The 13011-nt window shown below is 41.1% G+C and carries 15 protein-coding genes; 4 read left to right on the top strand and 11 right to left on the bottom strand.

Features of this window, described 5'->3' with window-relative positions:
• Positions 1 to 84 precede the first annotated feature (84 nt).
• On the top strand, positions 85 to 1137 hold the full coding sequence (locus NYE25_RS04130; RefSeq protein ID WP_341145176.1) for a 2,3-butanediol dehydrogenase: 1053 nt from the start codon (positions 85 to 87) through the stop codon (positions 1135 to 1137).
• 79 nt (positions 1138 to 1216) lie between these two features.
• On the opposite strand, the gene NYE25_RS04125 is transcribed toward NYE25_RS04130, so the two are convergent.
• Positions 1217 to 1813, bottom strand: a complete 597-nt coding sequence (locus NYE25_RS04125) for a GNAT family N-acetyltransferase (protein ID WP_341145175.1) — start codon at positions 1811 to 1813, stop codon at positions 1217 to 1219.
• The gene (locus tag NYE25_RS04120) at positions 1810 to 2490 is read right to left on the bottom strand and encodes an HAD family hydrolase (protein ID WP_341145174.1); all 681 of its coding nucleotides are present in this window, start codon (positions 2488 to 2490) and stop codon (positions 1810 to 1812) included. Before NYE25_RS04120 ends, NYE25_RS04125 begins: the two co-directional genes overlap by 4 nt.
• A gap of 128 nt (positions 2491 to 2618) precedes the next feature.
• Here NYE25_RS04120 and NYE25_RS04115 point away from each other — a divergent pair, with 128 nt between their 5' ends.
• Positions 2619 to 3113 carry a DUF6803 family protein gene (locus NYE25_RS04115; RefSeq protein WP_341145173.1) on the top strand — a complete coding sequence of 165 codons (495 nt, stop codon included), beginning with the start codon at positions 2619 to 2621 and terminating at the stop codon, positions 3111 to 3113.
• A 66-nt stretch (positions 3114 to 3179) separates the two neighbouring features.
• On the opposite strand, the gene NYE25_RS04110 is transcribed toward NYE25_RS04115, so the two are convergent.
• A complete protein-coding gene (locus tag NYE25_RS04110) occupies positions 3180 to 4628 on the bottom strand; it encodes an MDR family MFS transporter (RefSeq protein WP_341145172.1) in 1449 nt (482 codons plus the stop codon).
• Between the two features lie 152 nt (positions 4629 to 4780).
• On the opposite strand from NYE25_RS04110, the gene NYE25_RS04105 reads away from it, so the two are divergent.
• Positions 4781 to 5329, top strand: coding sequence for a PadR family transcriptional regulator (locus NYE25_RS04105; RefSeq protein WP_341054616.1), 549 nt, complete (start codon positions 4781 to 4783; stop codon positions 5327 to 5329).
• 60 nt (positions 5330 to 5389) lie between these two features.
• Here NYE25_RS04105 and NYE25_RS04100 read toward each other — a convergent pair whose 3' ends face one another.
• The 4 genes from NYE25_RS04100 to msrA all read right to left on the bottom strand — a co-directional run bounded on the left by NYE25_RS04100 (position 5390) and on the right by msrA (position 9398).
• A complete protein-coding gene (locus NYE25_RS04100; protein ID WP_341145171.1) occupies positions 5390 to 6796 on the bottom strand; it encodes a sensor histidine kinase in 1407 nt (468 codons plus the stop codon).
• Positions 6793 to 7500, bottom strand: coding sequence for a response regulator transcription factor (locus NYE25_RS04095; protein ID WP_179086671.1), 708 nt, complete (start codon positions 7498 to 7500; stop codon positions 6793 to 6795). Before NYE25_RS04095 ends, NYE25_RS04100 begins: the two co-directional genes overlap by 4 nt.
• Positions 7501 to 7521: 21 nt before the next feature.
• Positions 7522 to 8712 carry a cell wall-binding repeat-containing protein gene (locus NYE25_RS04090; protein WP_341145170.1) on the bottom strand — a complete coding sequence of 397 codons (1191 nt, stop codon included), beginning with the start codon at positions 8710 to 8712 and terminating at the stop codon, positions 7522 to 7524.
• A gap of 173 nt (positions 8713 to 8885) precedes the next feature.
• Positions 8886 to 9398: a peptide-methionine (S)-S-oxide reductase MsrA gene (gene msrA, locus NYE25_RS04085; protein ID WP_341145169.1), complete on the bottom strand. Its 513-nt coding sequence runs from the start codon at positions 9396 to 9398 to the stop codon at positions 8886 to 8888.
• Positions 9399 to 9561: 163 nt separating this feature from the next.
• On the opposite strand from msrA, the gene NYE25_RS04080 reads away from it, so the two are divergent.
• The gene (locus NYE25_RS04080; protein ID WP_340969272.1) at positions 9562 to 10470 is read left to right on the top strand and encodes an aldo/keto reductase; all 909 of its coding nucleotides are present in this window, start codon (positions 9562 to 9564) and stop codon (positions 10468 to 10470) included.
• A 54-nt stretch (positions 10471 to 10524) separates the two neighbouring features.
• Here NYE25_RS04080 and NYE25_RS04075 read toward each other — a convergent pair whose 3' ends face one another.
• From NYE25_RS04075 to NYE25_RS04060, 4 genes are all read right to left on the bottom strand, one after another.
• A complete protein-coding gene (locus tag NYE25_RS04075; RefSeq protein WP_341147676.1) occupies positions 10525 to 11331 on the bottom strand; it encodes a class I SAM-dependent methyltransferase in 807 nt (268 codons plus the stop codon).
• 56 nt (positions 11332 to 11387) lie between these two features.
• Positions 11388 to 12017, bottom strand: coding sequence for a class I SAM-dependent methyltransferase (locus NYE25_RS04070; RefSeq protein ID WP_042187938.1), 630 nt, complete (start codon positions 12015 to 12017; stop codon positions 11388 to 11390).
• Between the two features lie 74 nt (positions 12018 to 12091).
• Positions 12092 to 12490 carry an RrF2 family transcriptional regulator gene (locus NYE25_RS04065; protein WP_042127470.1) on the bottom strand — a complete coding sequence of 133 codons (399 nt, stop codon included), beginning with the start codon at positions 12488 to 12490 and terminating at the stop codon, positions 12092 to 12094.
• Positions 12491 to 12599: 109 nt separating this feature from the next.
• Positions 12600 to 13004: a hypothetical protein gene (locus NYE25_RS04060; RefSeq protein WP_341054606.1), complete on the bottom strand. Its 405-nt coding sequence runs from the start codon at positions 13002 to 13004 to the stop codon at positions 12600 to 12602.
• Positions 13005 to 13011 lie beyond the last annotated feature (7 nt).

The following is a 13011-nucleotide window of genomic DNA, read 5'->3' as shown; positions in this document are numbered from 1 at the left end:
CATATTTGTTCTCGGAAACGTTTCCTCTTATACAGGAGAAAAACACTATTTATTATCAATTAATTAATCTAGGAGATGAATGATATGCAAGCATTAAGATGGCATAACGTCAAAGATCTACGGTTAGAAACGATTGTAGAACCAACAGCACTTGAAGGAAAAGTGAAAATCAAAATAGAATGGTGCGGGATTTGTGGCAGCGATCTTCACGAATATGTAGCCGGTCCTATTTTCATTCCCCAAGGTACAGATCATCCCCTTACTGGTGAAAAAGCGCCGGTCGTAATGGGACATGAATTCTCTGGACAAATCGTTGAAGTAGGTCAAGGCGTTAGTAAGTTTAATGTTGGTGATCGTGTTGTCGTTGAACCAGTTTTTGCATGTGGTGAATGTGTAGCTTGTCGACAAGGCAAATACAATCTTTGTGAAAAAATGGGCTTCTTAGGTTTGGCTGGAGGCGGCGGTGGATTCTCAGAATACGTTGCAGCAGACCAACATATGGTCCACAAAATTCCTGACAGCTTGTCCTATGAGCAAGGTGCTCTAGTAGAACCTTCTGCAGTTGCTCTGCATGCTGTTCGTTCCAGTCAATTGAAGGTCGGAGATAAAGCTGTAGTATTTGGCGCTGGCCCAATCGGTTTGCTTGTAATTGAAGCTTTGAAAGCTTCCGGCGCAGCTGAAATTTATGTTGTTGAACTCTCAGAAGAACGTAAGAGCAAAGCTGAGGAACTAGGTGGTATTGTAATCGATCCTAAGCAATATGATGTGGTCGAAGAAATTCAAAAACGCACCGACGGCGGCGTGGATGTCGCTTTTGAAGTCACAGGTGTCCCTCCCGTTCTAACACAAGCAATTAATTCCACTAAATTAAGTGGTCAAATCATGATCGTTAGTATTTTTGAAAAAGATGCTACGATTACTCCAAACAACATCGTACTTAAAGAACGTAATTTAACTGGTATCATCGGATATCGTGATGTATTCCCAGCAGTAATTAGTCTCATGGAACAAGGTTACTTTCCTGCGGACAAACTGGTGACTAAAAAAATCAAATTAAACGAAGTGATTGAACATGGGTTCGAGGCGCTTTTGAAGGAAAAAAATCAAGTGAAAATTCTTGTAAGTCCTAAACAATAACCATAAGCAGCCAAGTGGCTGATCTATAGAGCAAGAGTCCTTCTCCATAAGAGAGGGACTCTTGGCTTCTTTTATACATTTATGAGTACTTCTCATTTAATAAATAGTGCAGATTTTCTTTTACCGATGGCCATTCTTTATCCAAAATACTAAAGACAACATTATCATGAATCGAACCGTCAGATCTGATTCTATGCTGGCGTAGAACCCCTTCCTTTACAGCCCCTAAACGTTCTACCGCTCTTTGTGACCTCAAGTTAGTCTTCACCACCGTAAATTCTACACGAATCAGCTTTAGCTCTTCAAAACAATAATGAAGCAGTAATGACTTAGCCTCGGTGTTCACACTCGTTCTCCAGTATTCAGGTGAGATCCACGTACATCCGATTTCAGCATTGCGATGAACCAAATCTGGATGCATGATTCGAGTGGTACCGACGATTTGTCCAGTAGCTTTTTCAAGGATGACGAAGGGAATTTGCGATTCATTGTTTTGATTTGCGAATGCGTTTGTGATTAAATCCTGTACCTGCTCGTCCGACGTTATTTTTCGCCAAGTAAATTCCCAGATGTTTGGATTTCTTAATACGCTCGCTAGCCCTTCTACATGGCTTTCATCCATTGGAACCAGCTTGACTGTATTGCCCTCCAGGATTGAATTACGAGGTTGGATCATTTCGCACACCGCTCTCTTAATGATATATGTTGGATGATATCCGCAACTTCTTCTACTCGATAAGCGATATGATCTGCCCCAGCATTCTCCAGTTCTTCTTTAGGTCCGTAACCAAACGTCACACCAATAGATTCTACTCCACAACCTATAGCACCGATAATATCATGCTCTCGGTCCCCAATCATCACAGCTTCCTCCGGAAGAATAGCATTCTGATCGAGTACGTACTGTATCACATCTTTCTTTTTAGAACGAGTGCCATCCAGATTACTACCACCGATATGCTCAAAATAATGATCTAGTTTATAATGCTCAAGAATTTGTTCTGCAAAAACAGTAGGCTTGGAGGTAGCTACATACAATGAAAATCCTTTATTCTTGAGGTCTTCCAGCAATTGCGGTATACCATCAATCACCATATTCTCAAGCATTCCAACGGTGCTGTAACGCTCACGGTAGAATACAACTGCTTGTTGCGCTTGTTCCTCTGAGAACTGATGCAGCTCGATAAATGAATCATAAAGAGGTGGGCCTATGTAAGGAAGAAGTTTATCCAAATTCTCGATCTGAATATCAAATTTGTTCAATGCGTATTCTACGCTTTTTGTTATGCCTTCTTTAGGGTCCGTTAATGTACCATCCAAATCAAATAAAATACTTTGTAGTCCTCTTCCCACTGCTGTCTTGCTCCCCTCAATTGATATTAATGGATGTATTTATAATACCTTCGTTTCTACATACTTTCCACATACTTCTCGAATACGATCAGTACGAAAGTTATTTTTATATATCGGAGGAGTATTTTATGAACATGACCCATTATATGTCTTTGCTAGCGGATAATCAGCCTTGGAACTTGATTTTATTTATGGCGATCCCTGTGATTTTTGCTGAGACGATCACCGTTACAGAGTTTATTATTTTGTTCACCAAAAATCTAAAAGGCTCTTTACGGACCTTTAACAAAATCTGTAGCATTCTGGCCGGGTTGTACTTCACAGGGGTATTCCTCTACTTGTTTCCTACCGCATTCATCCCTTTGTCAGTGAATGGTGAGTGGCACACATGGGTTGACGTGGTAGCCGTAGGCTTCTATTTGAGCGGAGTGCTTTTCTTATTACCGCTAGCTTTGTTAGATCTTGGTCTGATCGCTCGTAAACGAACAGATGAACAGAAAATGAAGCTCCATTTTATACTCATCAGTGGATTCTTGGTTGTAGCACATATCGCGATGATATTCGGGATGATCAATCCGGAAATTGTGGGCAGCATGGGTGGAATGGGCGACATGATGCACTAACTTAACATATAAAAAAAGCAGATCAAGGCTTAGCCCTTGGTCTGCTTTTCTAATGTGATGCGAAGGTTATCCCGCACTTTGAACAGAAATCACACTACGCTTCTTGCGCAATAAAAACATAAGTGGTAATCCAAACAACACGATGATAGAGCCGACTACGAATACATCATTCACACCCATAGTGAACGATAATAATCTTATCGAATCTGCATTACCTGCACCTGAACTGATCAATTCTTTAGAGTGCAGTAAGGATCTTGTGGACAAAATAGAAGTGAACACCGCAATCCCAAGTGAGCTTAACACATTCCGAACCCAGTTGTTGATCGATGTGGCATGACCTGACCATTCGACTGGAATTTCCTCCATAGACGCTGTGCTACTCGGAACGTTAGCTAATCCAATACCTAAATTCCGAACAACCATTGCCCACATAATGAAGCTGTAAGAAACATTTGTATGCAGCCGGCTCATCATGAATAAACCGATGAAAATAAATAAAATACCAGCAGAAATTAACTTCACAGGCCCAAACTTTGGATACATCTTACCCACGATTGGACTAAGTAAAGCCAGCAGAATCGAAGATGGCAATAAGATAAGCCCCGTTTTAAGTGTTGTTGCTCCTTCTACCGTTTGTAAGAACAATGGAGTTAAGTAAGTTCCAGCATACATTGCTATCGTCACCAAACTATAGATACTAAGCATGGCAGTAAAGCGCCGATTTCGAAAGACACGCAGATTCAGCAGTGGTACTTCCGCCTTCAGCTCGTGCAAGACGAAGAAAACTAAAAGTACGATCCCCACAAGTATTAAGGATAGGGTCTTCCATGAGCTCCATCCCCAGCTATTGCCTTGGCTAAATGCGGTTAATAAAGATAAGCTGCCCAGTACAACAGTTAGGAAGCCAGGAATATCAAATGATTTCGGAACATTCATTCGATAGTATGGAATTAACGTTACGGTTAGAATAATAGCAATGATCCCAATGGGAATGTTAATTAAAAATAACCAGTGCCAGCTAGCATACTGAAGTAACCATCCACTAAATGTCGGACCTATGGCTGGGGCTACCATCGCGGATAGCGACCATAGGCTCACGGCGAAGGGTCTGCGTTCAGCTGGAATCACTTGGAATATAATCGTCATCGTACAGGCCATAATCAGCCCGCTGCAAGACCCCTGAAGCATTCGAAATACAATCAGAGAGGTTGGATTCCAAGCTATTGCACAGAGTAGGGAGAACATGGTGAATCCCATCAAAGCGAATAGATACAGTCGCTTATAGCTAAATCTGCCTCCCAGATATCCGGCAAGTGGTGCAGTTACTCCCGTTGCTAACATAAAACCTGTAACCATCCATTGCATAGTGTTCAGGTTCGAATGGAAATGATTCATTAAAAGAGGAACAGCTATGTTGATGGTCGTTGTACTTAAGACAGAGACGAAGTTTCCGAAGAATATGGCAATCATTATAGGCCAAAAATGAATTTTACTTTCTTGTTTAACGTCCACGCTACCCCTCCTTATCTTTTTTATATGTCTACTTTTACATATATAATATAACTTAAATAATGTTATAATCATATTGAATATATGTCAATGATGACATATGCCTAAAAATCACAATAATAACGGATATATAATAACTGGAGGGCTTCAGAGTAATGAATACACTGTCTTATGGACTTCTTACTTTACTTAGTGCTAATTCGTTGTCTGGATATGAATTAACACAGAATATCAAACCGTTATGGCGAGCAGGACATAGTCAAATCTACCCTCTTCTAATGAGCATGGAGCAGCAAGGTTATATTTCATATCAGCTCATTGAGCAGTCGGATAAGCCGGATAAAAAGGAATACTCCATTACGAAAGCAGGACTTGAGCAATTGCGGAGATGGGTGGAGACTCCAGCAGAGCCTCCAGTTCTACGTGACGAGCTACATTTTAAGCTGTATAGTCTATGGCTCTCCAAACCCGAGGAGGCAAAAGAACTTCTACAAAAACGAGCGGAATTTTGTAAAAGCGAGCTAGAACGATACAAGGTCTTGCTGAAGGCTAACGAAGTCTTACGTGATGAACGAGGTGAGACTCGTGAATTAAAAGCAACGACTTTTGGACGCTATTTACTCATTCGGAAACGTGTGCTCGATATGGAGAGCTCTATACAATTTTGCGAATGGGCACTTGAAGAGCTTGAGCCAGCAAAATAGCGTTAGTTGACTTCAAGAAAAAAGAGACTTCGCGTACATACGCAAAGTCTCTTTTGGCTCTTATTTTTCGGATTTTGTTAATCTAGGTAACAGCACCTCGCAACGGGTTCCAACTCCAGGCTGACTTGTAATTCGAATCTTACCGCCCTGTAATTCTACAAGCTTTTTAACAATGGATAGTCCAAGACCTGTACCACCATATTGCCTGGATCGTGATTTCTCAACTCTGTAGAAGCGTTCAAAGACATAGGGTAGTTCTTCCTCAGGAATACCTATTCCGGTATCCTCTACAATAAATAAAACGGTATCCCCGTCGACATCCTCATCTACATGGACAGTAATCTCACCTTCATCCGTATAACGGATCGCATTCTCCAGAAGATTCATCATAATCTGTTCCATACGCTTTTCATCTCCACGAACCCTATACGAATCTCCATGATACATAATCTTCAGCTGAAGTCCCTTTTCTTTGGCTTTCAATTCCACTCTGCGTACCGCTTGTTCTGCCATGTGCTTAAGATCTATCCAGTCCAGCGTAAGTGAGATCTTGCCTTCTTCCATCTTTGCCAGTTCAAATAAATCTTCTACCAGATGCTCAAGCCGATGCGCTTCCTCGTGAATAATATCCAAATACAGATCTCGTTCCCCTTCGTTCTCATAGAGTCCATCTTTTACGACCTTGGTATACCCTTTCAAATAGGTGATGGGTGTCCGCAGTTCATGAGAAATGTTGGCTAAAAATTCCTGACGCGTATCCCTGTATCTTTGCAGATCTATAGCAAGGTCGTTAATAGCTCCTGCTAAAAATCCGATTTCATCGTTACTACGTATGGAAAGTCTCGTTTCCAATTCACCGGCAGCAATTTTTCTAGTCGCCTTCTGCATCTTGATCAGCGGCCTGGATAACAACAAACTAATTATTCCCGTAATTCCTAGTGCCAATATAAAGGCCCCAATTCCTGCGAGCAACAGTAGGTTACGGATAGAAACCAAGGATTGCTTCATGTTCTCTGTAGAGGACATTACATATAGTGCAGACTGGATGGTTTGACCATTTGAAATTGGTTTTCCAGTGATGAAATATCTGTGTCCAGTAGGATCTGTATACTCAAAATCCACACTTTTTCCGGCAAATATCCGACTAATATCCGAAGCATTTATGAATGAACGATCTGCGCGGTCATGAACACCCGAATGGAGAATGACACTACCGTCTTTTGAAATATTAAATATACTCACGTCCGAAAACTCTGCAAAAGTACTCATCATCTGCTCGTTTGAACTATCCGGCGATTCAGCCATTCCGATAAAATGCGAGGTTAGTTCCTCAGTTTCTTTTTGCATCTCGTTGTAATAAAAACTGGTAAACATTCGATCTATCGTTATCCCAAGAATAAGCAAAACAACTAAAAAAACAGACATAATAACTGACCCGAGCTTCAGTCCGATAATATTATTCTTCATAGATGATTACCTGGGATCTCAAATTTATAGCCTAATCCCCATACCGTTTGAACAGGATTATAAGACAGACCCGCCTTATGTAATTTCTCGCGAATATTCTTAATATGTGTGTCGATGACACGGTTCTCACCCTCATAATCATTGCCCCATAAACGCTCCACTAGTTCTTCTCTCGTAAAGACACGGTGCGCATTTTGCGCCAAGGCCGTTAGCAGATCAAATTCCTTGAGTGTAAACTCAACTGCTGTATCCAGAATATGTACCTCACGAGCATCCGGGTAAATCGCTAGCTCAGGGTAGCTCAGAACCTTTTTCAGAGGTTGTTGGGTCGATGTAAGCATTGAACGCCGTACCAAAGAATAAATTCTTGCGACTAATTCCTCTGGCTCGAACGGTTTGGTGAGATAGTCATCCGCTCCTATTCCGAGGCCACGAACCTTGTCCTTAGTTTCCGAGCGAGCTGTTAGCATTAGAACGGGGACAGAGCTTACCTCTCTAACGGCTTTACAGACCTGCCAGCCATCCATATCTGGCATCATCACATCCAGCAGGATTAGATCAAAGTTCTGTTGTTTCAGCAAAGTGAGTGCCTCATGCCCCGTTGACGCTTCTCTAGTCGTTATTCCTTCTCTTGTTAAATAAATCCGAATTAAATTTCGCATGTTCCATTCATCGTCAACGATCAGTACCTGAAGCTTATTCAAGTTGTTCACCCTCTTCGTGGCTTAGTGACCGGAATGTGGATTGCCTCCTGCAGCCGGTGAGATTTCCAGCATATCATCGATTTCGCTTTGAGCACTTTCTTTTATTGCGTTGATGTCCCCAGTTAACCAAGCATGATTATAGGGGCCTTCTGCTGGTGAATCTTGAAATTTAGGTTGAAGGGTCATCATATATTCCATCACGGAATCTGGCAACCCATCTTTTTCCGTAAAGATAAGCGGTGCATGTTTCCCTAAATGCGAAAAAGGTGCAGCGGCGATCGCCAGCATCGTTGAATCGGTAGTCAACAAAGACAAGTTATGTCCAGGTGTCGTTATGTCCCAGCCGAAACCGTTGCTGGCGTCCTTAAAAGTAGCAAAAGCAATGGCATTCTCATAAATGTCTTTTCCAGCTATACGGGTTACTGTGCCGAATTCCTGTAATTGCTTTTCTACTGCTGTAGATACAACTTTTTCAGGTCCTAAGATATAAATTTTAGCCGAGCCTCCACGCTCTTTCAAAGCATTAACCGTAGGGTCTGGAATTTCATCTTTTGTTACATAGAGAAGCGGCTCTGGCATATGGGCGATCCAATTCACTGCAGGCAGTGTGTACTCAGGACTATCCATAGAACCTACAATGACTGCCTTTGGAAGTTCACCAGAAGCTTTTGCATAATAAGTATCAATGGCTTGTGCTACAGCTGCCGGCTCATCCCCTTCAATTCGGTCTAATTTCAGATCCAGTGTCTTTAATTGTTCTTCGACATTGGAAGCCATGGGTCCGACGAGCACTACTTGTACACCATTATTACCTTCTGCGCCTAAAGGATTCAATCGCTTAAGCTCTGCTAACGTTGCCTCAGGGACACCCTCTTTAGTTGTAAAAAGAATAGGGCCATTATTCGGATGATGGATCAAATCCGCACTAACCGCGGCAATCTGCCAATTGCTTACATCCGTCAATACTACACTTGAAGGTCTGTTGTTCTTCGTCTGTGCAGTCCATAGGGTTTGTGAAACGATAACTGCTGCCTCAGTAGGGTCAGAAGAATTTATTCGAGTTGTGTTTTTTGTTGCGATCCACGGTTGATCCACTGAAGATATAGAAGCTTGCTTATCTGATCCAGATGGGGCATTATTGCTCGATTGACAGCCAGCTAACACTGAACTTAGAAGCAATGTTACAGCAACTATGGGTATGATTTTTTTCATCCTAAACCCTCCATTTTAAATTTCTCGCTTGATTTAGAGTAGTTTAGTCTATAAATGTGTAGAAAGTATGTAGAATTTAAAATATATAAAATTTGTATATGATGTAAAAAGAGCACCTGTAAGCCATAAACGACTTAGGATGCTCTTTTACTTTAGAAATTCCGTTTCTGCAATTACCAGTGTTTAGCGATAAAGGAATCCCGTCCGGATTGCTCACGATCCTCTTTATAATGCTTGGGATTCTTGTGATGATAGTCCTGATGATATTCTTCCGCCCGATAAAAGGTTGGCGCTGGAAGGATTTCCGTCACAACGGGTCCTGAGAATCTGCCACTCACAGCAACCTGCTCCTTCGAGGCAAGGGCTGCTAAACGTTGTTCTTCGTTATAGTAAAAGATGGCTGTCCGATATTGTGTTCCTCTATCCTGAAATTGTCCACCATCATCCGTGGGATCAATCTGAGGCCAATATAATTCAAGCAGCTTCTCGTATGAAAAATGCGATGGATCAAACGTAATTTGTACCACCTCGTAATGTCCTGTTGTTCCTGTTTTGACTTCTTCGTAAGTTGGGTTCTCAGTTAATCCTCCAGCATATCCCGATACAATCCCTTGGATACCTGGTAACTCCTCGAACGGTGTAACCATGCACCAAAAGCAACCACCTGCAAACATTGCTTGTTCCATATGTTCAAGTCTCTCCCTATCCATCATCATCTAGTAAATAACATATGCTATGACGATAATGCTTCTAGGTTATAATGTCAAAGGAAATCATTCATTTACATTCGAATTCGATGCTTTAAGGCGTTATAATATAACAAACAACGGAATTAGAAAGGAACAACCTATGAATAAAAATCGTTTGGGTCAGTCCGATTTATATGTAAGTGAAGTAGGACTCGGATGCATGTCCTTAGGTACGGATGAGGCACAAGCCATTTCCATCGTCCATGAAGCGCTCGATCAAGGCATTAACTTTTTAGATACAGCCGATCTGTATGATGAGGGTCGTAATGAAGAGATCATTGGTAAGGCGATTCGCCACCGCCGCGGTGAGGTGATATTGAGTACAAAAGTGGGTAACCGCAGAATTCCAGGTCAAGAAGGCTGGAGCTGGGATCCATCAAAATCCTATATTAAATCCGCAGTCAAAGACAGCCTAAGACGCCTCCAAACGGATTATATCGATCTGTATCAGCTGCATGGCGGAACGATTGATGATCCGATAGATGAAACTATTGAAGCCTTTGAAGAACTTAAGCAAGAGGGGCTAATCCGATATTATGGGATCTCTTCTATTCGACCTAATGTCATTAGAGAATATGTAAAAAAATCAAATATTGTCAGTGTAATGAGCCAATACAGCATTTTAGATCGACGTCCTGAGGAGGAAATCCTCCCTCTGCTGGCCGAGCATGGGATCAGTCTTATTGCCCGGGGTCCTTTGGCGGGTGGCATCCTTTCGGAGAACGGTCGCAGTAAGGCAGAGAAGAAGTACTTAGATTACAGCAGTGAGGAGCTTCTGAAGTTGCATGATCAGCTTATCCAGGAAACGAGCCACTCTCGCCCCTTAGCACAAACTGCACTTCATTATCCTCTAGCTAATCCGTCTGTAGCGGTTATTATCCCTGGAGCGAGTAGTATGGAGCAGTTGAAGAATAATGTAACGGCTGCTAAGTCAGCCCCACTGTCTTCGGAGGAAATCGAAATGATCCGCGGGTTGAGTAAAGCGAACCGCTACACACTACATTTGTAAAGTAGTCTGTCATTTATAAAATTAAGACGCCAGTTAAGAAACTGGCGCTCTTTTTTATTTTCTTTTACCGATGTATAACAAATGGGATGAGATGCCCAAGATTGAGGGATCATTTGCTTTGGATATGAGAAAGTTAATCAAGCTCTCTTCCCCCTCTTGGTGAGTCCAATACTGTTGCTGCTCTGCAGATAACATGGCTGCAATACTTGATGAACCAATTAAATCTATCGACTCAAATCCATTCCTTTCCATGAAAGGCTGAATCTCATCAATGTTAAAATAATAAGCACCTGTAAATCGGCCCTTGTCACTATGATTAAAGATTCCGCTCTCATAGAATTCATTGATGGTGTTCATATTATCGTTCGGTTTCCACTGCTGCGGGGATTGTAACGAATTAATGGTCATTCTCATTCGACTTTGAAAAGCCACGAATACTAAGCCATCTTGCTTGGTCACGCGATGCAACTCTTTTACTGCTAAAATTCGTTCCTCTTCCTTCTGCAAATGATACAAAGGACCGAGCATCAATGAAACATCATAATTCTCATTAGGTATTCCTTCTAAATCAATAGCATTTAAGTTATGAAACCCGTCAAATTGCTTAATTAATTCTAGTTCAGCTGCCTTTTCCGTTGCTACTTCAACTAATTTAGGTGTGATATCTGAAAGGGTTACTGTATATCCGAGCTTAGCCAGTTCCATCGCGTATTTACCGGGTCCTGCGCCATTATCCAGCACCTTCCCAGCTGATGGCATATATTTCTTGATATAATGGAGATTAATAATGAACTCTAAAGGTTCTCTATCCAGCCTGCCCCACTCGTCAAAGCTTGAGTAATAATCAATAATATTGCTCATCAACATAACACCTGCCTTCTTTTGAAATATATTATCTTCGATATGTCGAAATTTTTCTATAGTTCTTTCTTACATTTTACCATTAAAAAGTTTATCGACGGTTTATTGATCATGTCCTTGTGCGGCTCGTCAATTTCAGAGAACTCAACTAGTCCATAGGTTTCAAACTCTTGTGTAATGGATTCAGCATCATAAAAAAATATTTTCACGCCATAATCTGTCTCATAGTAATTTTTATCCAATAGAGTACCTTTTCCAAACATTGGAGCATTTTTCGAAACTGTTGTAAAAATCATATAACCACCTGGCTTTAACTGGTTGTAGCAATCCTTAATGAACTTTTCTCTTTCACTTTTATTCAACAGATGAATAAGACCATGGCAAAATATTCCTTCATAGAGGTTATTATCATACGGCATGTCATTCACTGAACCATGAAAAATGCTAATATCAATTCCATTTTGCCTCGCCAAATCAATTGCTGTTTGAGAAATCTCAATACCCGTTACATTTATCCCACTCTCTATAAAAACCTTTGCATTCCTGCCATATCCAATCCCTGGTACCAATATGTCTTTAACATTCCTCTCAAGGAAAAAGTCCTTAGTGGCGATCGCAGAGTCTGTAGGTTCAAATCCCCACATCGTTTGTTTTTCTATAAAGCTTGATTCCCAGAATTCCGTCATATTTCATTCTCCTTTATATTAAAGTCATTACGGACTTATATTATCTTTAATTATATTCAAAAAAGAACGGATCTTTACTCCGTCTTCATTGTTTTCGCCAAATCTGCAATTTTCTTGTTCTCCAAGTACTGCTCCATCTGTCTTTCAGCGTCAATCACAACCTGTTGAATCAGGCACTCGCTACCGTGATCCAGGCTACATTCGAACAAAGATGCAGTCCCTTCGATCGCATGGATAATATCCAGAAAAGAGATCTCTTCGGACTTCCGTCTGAGACGATACCCACCGTTTGCACCGGGTGCAGATTGAATCAATCCAGCCTTGACTAGCTTGGTCATCATTTTGGACAGATAGGTTTGCGAAACACCCAGCTTCTCAGCAAGTAATTGAACGCCTACAGGCTTATCGGACGCCGCCGTCACCAGATAAAGCATTGCATGAAGCGCATAGTCTGTCGCTTGGGAATATTTCATTCAGCACCTCCATTAACGACTTTGAAAATCCATAATAACTCTAATCGTTAAAAAAGACAAGCATGTGCAATCAGCTGCTTTCTTCTATACTCTGGAAAGAAATTCAGATCTATATAATTTCCCTTACAACTGGTTCCGACGTTGAAATAATATCAACGACGTGGTCAATACAACAGATCCCATAGTGCTTATATGGTTTTGGAAAATCCTTTGATGCAAATATTCCATTAGAAATAAAATCAAGATACCTTGATTTCTTATAAATCCTAAATGTTTTTCCGTCAAATTCCTCGTAATCATCCCCAGAAGTAAAGAATTCATTTCTAATCGAATATGCAATATAGGAGTGAAAATCAACTTGTATTATGGGAGAGCTTTTCTCACCATCCATAAGAGGCTGAGCTATATCACTAGCTTTGCTATTACAAAAAGATAACCTTAGTTGATTTACCTCTGGCTCTATTAGACCAAAGAAAAACACATCCTGCAATTCTTTTAAATCTGTATATTCCATCTCATCT

The organism is Paenibacillus sp. FSL E2-8871, assembly GCF_038000345.1.
In the GTDB taxonomy this organism is placed as follows: domain Bacteria; phylum Bacillota; class Bacilli; order Paenibacillales; family Paenibacillaceae; genus Paenibacillus_AQ.
Note: the sequence above shows the minus strand (reverse complement) of the source record. Positions and strands in the feature narration are given on the sequence as shown.